The following is a 10,437-nucleotide window of genomic DNA, read 5'->3' as shown; positions in this document are numbered from 1 at the left end:
CTCCTCTTGCGTTATTCCATTTGCTTTTCTTATTTCTTCAAGTCTGTTCTTCACATTAAACCACCTTCTTCAAATGACAAGCTAACTTTACATATAGTATAATCATTATTTTCAAAAATGTCAAGTATACTTTCCTTTTTTTCATTTGTTCAAAGCTTTTGGTGTAATTGTAAGCAACCTTATAGGCTTGACCTTTTTCATTTAAGAATTTCTTAAAAGTATATTGGTGTTGGAGCGGCGATGAGAAGCAATCTCTTTTTAGCGATGATATTTTCATCAGTCTTTCTCTTTCTTCATTTTCCTTATCTCTTTTTATTTGACATTCACATTTAATTCTTGGAATAAACTTCGTAAATCCAAGGTCAACTAATTCTCCATCGACTCTTTTACCACATACCTTGCAATAGATATGTCCATTTCTTTCAATATCATTTTCTCTTAATACAAAATCTTTTAAGCTTTTCATAAACTCTCTCCTATATCGTAATTCATTCCTGCCTCCTTTCTTTGAAATAAAAAAAGACGACAGAATTACTGCTTTCTATCGTCTGAGATTCACATGTTAAATTTTCATCACAAAATAAGACTCTTTAAAGAATTCTTAGTTTTATTGGTATGCTGTTTACAATACCCATTGTTAAAATGGATACTCTAAGCAGCACGCCAACTATTTATTTTTTGAGTTTTAAACTTTGGTAGAAGTCTTGAACTCCTTATATTTACATAACTATTTGCCTCTATCACTATTACGACACGAAACCCAGAGAAAAAATCGAGGATAATAGAGTCTTTGCTGTTTGCTATTTCCATGATCTTTTGTATTAAACGAACTGGTTTTGTGTATTCAAAAATACCTTTCCCTAAAATTAAGTCAACTCCCTTTGTGGCATTGTCATTTGAGTATTTATTTTCTACAAATTCCAATGTTGATAAAGGTTTAATTCTTTTAATAATCGTAACTTCATAATTATTATTTACTTTTTCTATTTTTGCGTTCTGGTACGTTTTAGTATAAATTCTAGGTCTTTCACCACCACGCTTTACTTCTATAAATCCGTTTTCTAACCCAAACTCATACAGTTCTTTACTCCATCTCCATCCCCAGTCCGCTCTTCCGTGTTGTCTGGTATGTCTTAAATAATAATCTTCTTTACTCCCACCTGCGTAGAAAATTTCTCCATTAATTTCTATTGGATAATCTAAAGAAAATACATAGCCTAAAGAATCATAATCCAAAGTCTGATTTAATTTATAATATCCTCTATCATCAAAGAACTCATCTTTATTACTATATCCATTATCATTATGGAAAACACCTCTTAAATCCGAATGATTTTGATTCTTTAAATAAGTTAATATATAATCGTGATTTTTTGCAGTAGCTTCTGATGATTTACCACCTTTTTTTGTTACACGTGAAAAGTGGCAACAAAATTCCCTTCCCCAAATACCTCATCGCATACTTTCTTCAAGTTCGCTTGTTCATTGTCGTCGATTGAAATAAATATAACTCCATCCTCGCTGAGTAGATTCCTTGCGAGTTTTAGCCTTGGGCAGATCATATTGAGCCAATCTGTGTGAAATCTTCCATTGGTCTCTGTATTTTTACTAGTCTATTGCCTTCCTCGTCGAATTGATCACTATCTTCTAGGTATTCTTCGATGCTTTCTTTAAAGTCGTCGTTGTAGACGAAGTCGTTCCCCGTATTATATGGTGGATCTAAAACTCTCTCTATTTGGATACAATTTAATGCTTGACTTTTTGATATAGCTTTTTACTAATTTGCACACCCCTGTTTAAAAAGCGTTAAAAGGTATAAAAATAGAGGCTATAAATTTTTAGCCTCTATAAAATATTAGTTATTTAATTTCCAAGATTCGTCCTTAGATTTTGCATTAATTAAATTAAAATATAACCCCTTCTTTATAATAAGTTCTTCGTGATTTCCCTTCTCTACTATTTTTCCTTTATCTAAAACCCAAATTTCATCTGCGTTTTTAATGGTATTTAATCTATGGGATACCATAAAAACTGTCCTCCCTTTAATTAACTCTTCTAGACCCAGAAAAAGCTCTTTTTCATTTGTGGCATCTAAGGAGGAAGTCGGTTCGTCCAAAATTAAAATTGGAGTGTTTTTAAGAAGTGCCCTCGCAATTGTGATCCTCTGTCTTTGTCCCCCTGAAAGCATTGAGCCTTTCGGTCCAATTTCAGTTGCAAACCCATCGGGAAGTTCTTTTATAAATTCATAACACCTTGCTGCTTTGGTTGCAGCTACAAGGTCTTCTTCTGTCGCTTTTTTATTTCCAAATCTAATATTTTCTTCCACAGTGCCATTAATAAGAATTCCCTCTTGGAAAACATATGAAATATTTTCATAAATATCACTGGCGTAGACCTCTTTTATATTTTCATTATTGTAAAATATCTTACCAGAATCTACATCATAAAACCTTGCAATAAGCTTTAAGAGTGTAGATTTACCTGACCCTGAAACTCCTGCAATACCTATTTTCTTTCCTTGACTAACTTTTTCATTTATATTTAAAATTACATTTTCTTTATCGTAGGCAAAGTTAATATTATTAAGTTCTATATCTATCTTCTCACACGCTAATTTTTTTTCTCCTGGTAGCTCTTCTTCTTGTAAAAATTCATTTATCCTGATACCTGCATCTTCTATAATTGGAAAAAAGAAAAATTGAAGAAGGGATTCTTGTAAAGGACCAAAGACCCTTGGAGCAATTAATAAAAATATTAATACGTCAAAGATTTTTAAGCCTAGAGGTAAGGTTTTTAAAATATATACAAGTACTAAGAATATGCCTATATTTAATATAGATATGGATAGGGAGTTTAAAGGACTTAGCTGTCTTTCGTTTTTCTTATGGACAAGGCTTAATTCATAGATTAAGTCTTCCAAGTTCCTCCTTACAAAATTATTCTTTTGTCCCGTCCTTATCTCAGTAATCCCATCTATATATTCTCCCAGCCTTTCTGAAAACTCTATATCAGCCAGGCGGTTTTTTCTACCTGCTTCCCTATATAGGTTTTCAGTAAGTTTAACTAAACCAAAACTAAAAGGAAGACCAATAAAGAGCATAAGTGTCAAAGTTTTATTAACAAAAAATAGTAAACCTGCCAATATAATTATTAAAATAATGTTTGCTATAAGCTGTACAAATATATGAGTTAGACCATATTCTATAGAAGAAAAATCATTGATAAGCAAATTGCTAATTGCTGAAGGACCCTTGTCTAAAGTCCTTCCCAAAGGAATTTTACTTAGGTGTTCTGCTGCCTTAATTCTAACAGGATAAGTTATATAATATCCATCCCTGTAGGTTTTTTTAACTTGGGCTACTTTCAAAATATATTGCAAAACATAGGACATTATAAGCAAAGCTAAAAGTAAATAAGCTCTGTTTCCATTAAGAGTTTCTCTAAGAATAATTATTAAAAGTAAAAAAGGCAAAAATGTAGATAATAAAAAGGCCAAGTTATATACTATAGGACCTATTATTTTCTTAGGTTGATTTAAAGTAATTGTTTTAATAAATTTCATATTAATCTCCAAATGACCACTTTTCAGTAAATTCCATATCTTCCACCAATCTCTTATATTCAAGACTTTTTTTTCTTAAATTTTCATCAGTTCCAACGGTTTCAACCCTTCCCTCTTTAAGGACCACTATCATATCCGCATTTTTAACTGAAGAAATCCTATGGGCTGCAAAAATAATAATCTTATCTTCCTTTAAGCTTTCCAAACTATTTAAAATCTTTTCTTCTAAAAGGGGGTCTAGGGCTGAAGTTACTTCATCAAATAGTAAAAGTTCAGAGCCCTTAATAAGAGCCCTTGCAATTGTGAGACTTTCTTTTTCTCCTCCAGATAATTCAATATTTGATTTTTTAAAAACTGTGTCATATCCTTTTGGTAAATTCATAATAAAATCATAGGCCCCTGCTAGTTTTGAGGCTTTTATCATGTCTTCATCAGTAGCATCTTTATTAAAAAATTTTAAGTTTTCCCTAATTGAACCACTAAAAAGAGAAGTCTCTTGGGAGATATAGGAAATCATATCTGTAAGGGCCCTTGTATTTACAAGTTCTTCTCCATTGATTAAGATTTTCCCTCTTTCTTTTTCCAATAATCCCCCCAGGATTTTAATCAAACTGGTCTTACCAGATCCAGACTTACCTACTAAGGCAATTAAGCTACCTTTATTAAAATTTAAATTAATATTTTTTAAAACCTCCTTACCGGAATCATAAGAAAAGTTTAAATTCTCAATTTTAATATTATCTATACTAACTAATTTGTTTTCAATCTCCTCTATTTCTTCTTCACTCATAAAATCATTTATTTTTCTAATAGTTAGACCTGCCATGTTTAACCAAGATGCAAAAAAACTTAGTTTAAAAATAGGTTCTGTTATTCCAGGGGCTATAATCAAAAAATATACAAGAATATCGAGGTCTATATTTCTCTTAGAGATAAGAAAACCTAGCAATGTAAATAATGGTATCGTTCTTATAATTGTTCTATATTTTGAAAAATTAGGCCCATTAACCTCATTACTCATCTTGACGCTTAAGTCCCTGTGGTCGAGCATTGCCTCTTTATAAGAAGAAAATGTATTTAAACCCCTTCCAAAAATTTTAATTGCCGGCATGGTTTCCACATATTCAATAGTCTTAGACTTAATTTTTGATGATGAACTTATAAGTTCTTTCAATTGGTCTGACTTTCTTGCAGCTTGAAACATATTTATTTGGGCAAGTATCCCAAGTCCTATGGGAATAAGGCAGGTTAATGCTAACATTTTATTCTTTTCAAATAAAATTCCCATTATTGTTATTAAGAAAAAGATGGTTGATATGAAATTTGGAATATCATGGGCAAAAATGCTCTCCAAACTCCCCACCTTATCATCAATCACTTCCTTTATGTTGCCAGTAGAATTTCTATCAAAATAAGAACTTTTAATTTTTCTTAACTTGTTAATCATTGCTACTCTCAAATCTGCAATCAGCTGATATGCAAAATCATGGGATAAAATACTAGCAAGAAAGTTTAATATTGAACTTAGAAGAAAAAGAAATAGTATATTTCTTCCAGATTTTCTTATTATAATTAGATCTAGCTTTTCCCCTGAGATAAAAGAAAGGATTTGAGATATTAAAGGATAAATTTCATGGTATATAAAAGCGAAAAACACCATCCCTAAACTCATAAAAAGCACACCAAGTATAAGTTTAGATTTATTTGTCTTTCCATAGTCAAATAATTTCATCCTAACTCCTTAAGATCCCTTAAAAGACCTATCTACTATTTTTTTGCCTAAGTTAAAACCAATATAAGCACATATAATAGCCAAAACAAGACCTATTAAAAACATAGGCCAACTTACCATGTTTACAAATTTTGTAACTTGTTCAAGGGGCATACCTATTTTATTTATATAAGATATATAGTAATCTTTAGCAACCAGCATGAGAATATAGCTTGATGTGTGATGAACAAGACCAAAGGCTATATATCCATTTCTTATATTTTTATCATTTACATCATCCTTGTTTCTAAATGTTAAAAATTCTGCTAACAAGCAGGCTATGAACATCCCTATGCCTAGAAAATAGGGGGAACCTCCCAAAAGTGTAAGAATAGTTAATAAGACTCCCTGAATAAAAATACTTCCTTTAAGTGGAAGTTTTTTCCTAAGATAGACCCACACAATCCCCAAGGGTATTAAAGTAATTGCTGCGGTGAAAGGATAGACCCCTGGAATCAAACTTACCATGGAAGAAATCCTAATCACCAAGTAAAAAATAACTGTAAAAATTGCTAATCTAACCATAGACTTAACACTTAAATTTTTCATATCTCCTCCTTAAATATCACTGATATGTTGTCTTTAAAAAAATTTTTCTCTAAAGCCTTTCTTTCTTCAAATACTATAAAACTTGTACATACCTTAGAGAGAAACTCGTAATCATGGGAAATAATTAAAATAATTTTTCCCTCTCTTTGTAGCCCATTTATCTTTTCTGCTACTATTTCCATATTCTTAAAATCTAAGCCTGAGGTAGGCTCGTCAAACAAAAATATCTCCTTATCCTCCATTAGACTAACAGCTATTGCAAGTCTTTGTTTTTCTCCTCCTGAAAGATTCAGAGGATTTTCTTTTTTCTTTTCTTCTAAATTCAAATCTATTAGGAGTTGATCCTTCTTTTTATCATTGTTTCCTGCTTCTACTTCCTTTTTTACAGTGTCCATAAAAAAATGATAGGAAGGATCTTGCATAACCATTGCGGTGAGTTTTTGTCTTGATCTTCGATTTAAGGCCTTTCCATTGAAAATTAACCTACCTGATTTTTCCTTTAAAAGACCAGAAATTGTTTTAAAAAAGCTAGTTTTACCCGAAGCATTTTTCCCTATAATTCCTAAAATTTCTCCAGATGAAATCTTAAAACTCATATTCTTAATTAAAGGTTTTTTATAGCCAATTGATAAATTTTCAAGCTTCAGACAATGTTTTTTTATAAAAATCTTTTTATTATTTAATATAAGATTATCTTCCCTTAAAGCCCTAAAGCCCCTTGCTATCCTTTCTTTGTCCTCTAAAGAGAAAAATTCACTTCCCGAATACTCCTCAAAAATCTCACCATATTTTATGTGGACTACCCTATCTATAAGATCCTTAAGATAATAAAGCCTGTGTTCAGAGATAATTATGGTCTTTCCCATCTGCCTTAAGATCTTAATAATTTCCTTTAATTTGCTAACTCCCTCCTTATCTAAATTGGCACTAGGTTCATCTAAAATATATATTTCAGGCATAAGACCATAAACAGATGCTAGGGCTATAGATTGCATTTGCCCACCCGAAAGACTATAGATATTTTTGTCTTTTAAGGGCCTAATATTAAACCTATCAAGGGAGTCCTCAAGCCTTTTATAAATCACCTTTGGATCCATCCCCAAATTTTCTAAACTAAAGGCAAGTTCACTCATTGTATCTAGGGTGAAAAATTGGTTTCTAGGGTTTTGATAAACAGTTCCAACTTTTTTTGCCAAATCTACAAAGGTAAATTTTTCCATAGCTTGACCAAATAAAGATACACTCCCAGAGTATTCTCCTTTATAGAATTTAGGAATTAACCCATTAATTAACCTTAGTAAAGAGGTCTTCCCAGACCCACTTTCCCCGACTAATAAAACACATTCTCCCTTTTTTATATCTAAATTAATATTTTTTAGTATCCTTTCTTTCCCATATGAAAAATTAACATCCTTTATCTTTATCATAAACTCACCACTGTGTATATTAATAAGGATATAAAGGTCAATAAAAATACTATGTCATGAAGTTTCAAGGAACTTTCAAAGATACTTGTCCTTTTTCTTTGACTTTCCATACCCCTTAAAACAGCAACTTGAGACAATTCATCCGACACTAACTCAGCCCTTTTCATTAAAGGCACTAAAGAATAACTCAAATAATCCGATATTTTATATTTTATCTTTCTCAGCCTAAAAGCATCCCTGTTGTTTTTTATTTCTAAAGTAAGGGCAGGTATTGTTCTAAATACAACAGCTATCATAATAACAATTTGCTTGGGCAGTTTAAAAAAATCCAAAGCATAAAGAAGTTTACCAAAATAATCATTTAAGATGTTTTGTGCATAATATATAATTGGATATATTTTTTTTGCTGCCATAATCAAAATCGTATTTATAGCCATTAGTCCTGGAAATTTTATAGTGGTAAAAATCAAGACCTGAATAAGCAGATAAATTCCTAAGCCCTTAAAAACTCTTTTATATTCTCCCGATAAAAGATGATAAAGGCTTATAAGGATAATTAGCAAGAGCTCAGTGTTTTGATTTGTTGAAATCATTGCTATGAGGCTTACTAGAAAAAGTACGATTAACTTAATTCTCATATCAAATGTCATGGATTATCCCCTTCCAGCCTTTTCTATAGAATTTAAATAGAAATGTAAGCTGGTTTTCAATCCTTTCAGGACTCATATTAGAAGTTCTAATATTAAAAATGCTTATATATTGAGATTCTATAATCATCCTCAAATTATTATATATCTCATCATCTAGTTTTCTTTCTGTAATTGATTCTAATAATAAAGCAGTCATTTCAACCTCTATGCCTGTTACCTTTTTAAAAAATTTTTTGTACATTTTAGTCTCCCTGTTTTTTATTAAAATCAAAAATCTTTTGTTATTAATAGCGATAAATTTATTAAAGTTATTAGTTATTTCATTTATACAAGATTCAAAATTTTTTAAATCATTTCTCTTAATAAGATCAATAAAGCTTTTCTTAGCAGCTTCAGCAATACTAATATAGCCTTGGGCAGTATTTTCAACCACTCTTTCATATAAATCTTCTTTACTCTCAAAATAATGATAAAGAGACCCTATGGTCACACCAGCCCTAGAAGAAATACTTCTAATTGATGCTTTCGAAAAGCCGACTTCAAAAAACTCATTCTCTCCACTTTGTATTAATTTTTCATAGGTATTATCTATACTTATCACCTCACATATCATTGATATGTTTCTATTATATAATGATTCTCAATAAAAGTCAAGACCTTTTAAATTTTACTACCCAGATTTTGATTGAAAACTACTATTAAAACCTTGAATACATAGGTTTATATAAAATTTGAATTCAGAAGTTTTTTAATATTTCTTATGTTTTGTTTTAACTAATTTGCACGCCCCCTATTTAAAAAGCGTTAAAAGGTATGGATATAAAAATAACCCGTACTCGTGTTAGTACGGGCATAGTTATAAATATTAATTTAACTGATTTACTCTTCTCTGCACTTTATAAAAATCATAACCTGATGCTTCCCTTAAAAACTTCTCTGGCAAATCAAAATCTTTTACCTCTTGGTAGGTTTCAAGAATTTTGTCCTTTGTTAAGTAGAGGGCATCATTGAATCTTTTAATTATTGTCATTGGCAATATGATTTTTCCATATTCATGAGGTTTATAAAGCCCCCTAAGTATATCTGCTATATTCCAAATCATGTTGGCTTTTTGTTGCACATTGATTCCTGTTTGATTATGTCTATTTCTTTCGTTCATTTATAAATAACCTCCTAGTTTCCTCGATATATATATATATATATATATATATATATCATCTTGACTTTGCCAAGATAAGTCTCTTGCAATAGTTTTAATATTTCGAGATTGTCCCCTTCGATATATAGGTTTTCGGTTGTGTCGAAGTTTAGGCTCTCCTCTACCGATGGTCTTAGTGTTTTATTGATGGGGGCATTGGCATTTAATATTGCTTGCCTCTTGCCTGGCCAAGTAAATTGATATCTCTCTTCGCGCCCATCTACCACTACTTGATTGAACTCCTGGCTTAATGTATCCTTGTCGATTGCAAGCCTTAGCTCTCCACTATCGTCCATTACCTCGGTTATTGCATTTGGAAATAGCTTTTTTAATTCCTCTAGTTTTTCACTTGCAATATCCTTCGACTTCACATTCATTCTTTCAAAATTATTCTCCATATTTCCTCCAATTCAGTAAGTATATTAAAAGACTATGATTTCTCAATTTAGATAAAAATTTATAGTCTTTATTTCTGTAGCTGTCAATCATATTTTACATGAGTCTTAATCTTTCTAAGTAGTAAATTCTACATCTATTAAACTTACGAGGAAAAATCATATACTTTTTTCAGTACTTGCTGTATAATCGATTCATTGTAATTTTATAGATAAAATCGAAGGATTTTGGTTGATGATAAGATGGCAAAGTGAGTTGTATATCTAATACTACGAGCGATCGCGCGTCCTTAGTTATCGTTCAAAAGGTTTTATTTTAACAAAAAAAGACTGTAAATAAATACAGTCTTTTTTTATTAGCAATGAATGCTACGCTTTTAAATTTGTGAGGAATTTTTTAGGATATGTATTTTAAGCCATTTATAGACTTTTTTGTAGTCTACAAGTAGTCAATAGTTAACTACTCTGAATACTTATCTGCAGTATATTGGAATTCATTAATATTGGTATCTATCTCTATATCTCTTCGCTTCCTTATTGATGATATATAAAGCTTCTCTTAATTTCATTCTTCTATCCTCCTTACAATTAATTCTCTTAACTCTGCTAGGTCTACCTTATTGGCAAGGGTCACAAAGCGCTTAGCTTGTGACTTTAATTGCCAATATTTTTGTTTCTCTTTGTTGTTTTCTTTATATTTCTTATTGTTCTCTCCCACTGTCCACTATACCCTCAGCTAACATGTACATAACAAGCACTCCAATAGCACTTATCAAAGCTACGATTCTTTCTGTGGTTTCTGGTGTTGCTTTAGTAAATGCTACAATGCTAACTGCTAGACCGATTATCGCTGCCCAGAATTTTCTACTAGATAATTTTTGTTTC

11 protein-coding genes and 1 pseudogene are annotated in these 10,437 nt (G+C 31.0%); all 12 read right to left on the bottom strand.

The window, feature by feature from the left end; translation table 11 throughout:
• Window positions 1-136: 136 nt before the first annotated feature.
• Window positions 137-466: pseudogene (locus tag MR285_RS05250) on the bottom strand (nucleoside triphosphate hydrolase); the annotation flags it as partial.
• Window positions 467-651: 185 nt separating this feature from the next.
• Window positions 652-1,449, bottom strand: a complete 798-nt coding sequence (locus MR285_RS05245; protein ID WP_293558745.1) for a DNA methyltransferase — start codon at window positions 1,447-1,449, stop codon at window positions 652-654.
• Window positions 1,410-1,562, bottom strand: coding sequence for a DNA methyltransferase (locus MR285_RS05240; protein WP_293558743.1), 153 nt, complete (start codon window positions 1,560-1,562; stop codon window positions 1,410-1,412). Before MR285_RS05240 ends, MR285_RS05245 begins: the two co-directional genes overlap by 40 nt.
• A 293-nt stretch (window positions 1,563-1,855) precedes the next feature.
• Window positions 1,856-3,562, bottom strand: a complete 1,707-nt coding sequence (locus tag MR285_RS05235) for an ABC transporter ATP-binding protein (RefSeq protein WP_293558741.1) — start codon at window positions 3,560-3,562, stop codon at window positions 1,856-1,858.
• Between the two features lies 1 nt (window position 3,563).
• Complete coding sequence (locus tag MR285_RS05230; protein WP_293558739.1) at window positions 3,564-5,294, bottom strand: ABC transporter ATP-binding protein; 1,731 nt, start codon at window positions 5,292-5,294, stop codon at window positions 3,564-3,566.
• Between the two features lie 9 nt (window positions 5,295-5,303).
• Window positions 5,304-5,882 (bottom strand): MptD family putative ECF transporter S component, encoded by a 579-nt coding sequence (locus tag MR285_RS05225; RefSeq protein ID WP_293558737.1) that lies wholly within the window; start codon window positions 5,880-5,882, stop codon window positions 5,304-5,306.
• Entirely contained in the window at window positions 5,879-7,309 is a 1,431-nt protein-coding gene (locus tag MR285_RS05220; RefSeq protein ID WP_293558735.1) for an ABC transporter ATP-binding protein, read from the bottom strand. Before MR285_RS05220 ends, MR285_RS05225 begins: the two co-directional genes overlap by 4 nt.
• Window positions 7,306-7,959 (bottom strand): energy-coupling factor transporter transmembrane component T, encoded by a 654-nt coding sequence (locus MR285_RS05215; protein WP_293558733.1) that lies wholly within the window; start codon window positions 7,957-7,959, stop codon window positions 7,306-7,308. Before MR285_RS05215 ends, MR285_RS05220 begins: the two co-directional genes overlap by 4 nt.
• Window positions 7,949-8,560: a TetR/AcrR family transcriptional regulator gene (locus tag MR285_RS05210; protein WP_293558731.1), complete on the bottom strand. Its 612-nt coding sequence runs from the start codon at window positions 8,558-8,560 to the stop codon at window positions 7,949-7,951. The genes MR285_RS05215 and MR285_RS05210 overlap by 11 nt, the downstream gene beginning before the upstream one ends.
• Window positions 8,561-8,824: 264 nt before the next feature.
• Window positions 8,825-9,118: a type I restriction-modification system subunit M N-terminal domain-containing protein gene (locus MR285_RS05205; protein ID WP_293558729.1), complete on the bottom strand. Its 294-nt coding sequence runs from the start codon at window positions 9,116-9,118 to the stop codon at window positions 8,825-8,827.
• 14 nt (window positions 9,119-9,132) lie between these two features.
• Window positions 9,133-9,555: a hypothetical protein gene (locus MR285_RS05200; RefSeq protein ID WP_293558727.1), complete on the bottom strand. Its 423-nt coding sequence runs from the start codon at window positions 9,553-9,555 to the stop codon at window positions 9,133-9,135.
• A gap of 698 nt (window positions 9,556-10,253) precedes the next feature.
• A partial coding sequence (locus tag MR285_RS05195; RefSeq protein WP_293558725.1) for a hypothetical protein occupies window positions 10,254-10,437 on the bottom strand: 184 nt, incomplete at its 5' end.

The sequence above is a fragment of the Peptoniphilus sp. genome (assembly GCF_022767005.1).
Lineage (GTDB): Bacteria > Bacillota > Clostridia > Tissierellales > Peptoniphilaceae > Peptoniphilus_A.
This window is presented reverse-complemented; position numbering and strand designations above follow the sequence as displayed.

Bases quoted from the DNA above. Each gene is read 5' to 3' on its own strand.
- MR285_RS05240 (WP_293558743.1), bottom strand. From the start codon at position 1,562: ATGATCTGCCCAAGGCTAAAACTCGCAAGGAATCTACTCAGCGAGGAT.
- MR285_RS05235 (WP_293558741.1), bottom strand. From the start codon at position 3,562: ATGAAATTTATTAAAACAATTACTTTAAATCAACCTAAGAAAATAATA.
- MR285_RS05230 (WP_293558739.1), bottom strand. From the start codon at position 5,294: ATGAAATTATTTGACTATGGAAAGACAAATAAATCTAAACTTATACTT.
- MR285_RS05225 (WP_293558737.1), bottom strand. From the start codon at position 5,882: ATGAAAAATTTAAGTGTTAAGTCTATGGTTAGATTAGCAATTTTTACA.
- MR285_RS05220 (WP_293558735.1), bottom strand. From the start codon at position 7,309: ATGATAAAGATAAAGGATGTTAATTTTTCATATGGGAAAGAAAGGATA.
- MR285_RS05215 (WP_293558733.1), bottom strand. From the start codon at position 7,959: ATGACATTTGATATGAGAATTAAGTTAATCGTACTTTTTCTAGTAAGC.
- MR285_RS05205 (WP_293558729.1), bottom strand. From the start codon at position 9,118: ATGAACGAAAGAAATAGACATAATCAAACAGGAATCAATGTGCAACAA.
- MR285_RS05200 (WP_293558727.1), bottom strand. From the start codon at position 9,555: ATGGAGAATAATTTTGAAAGAATGAATGTGAAGTCGAAGGATATTGCA.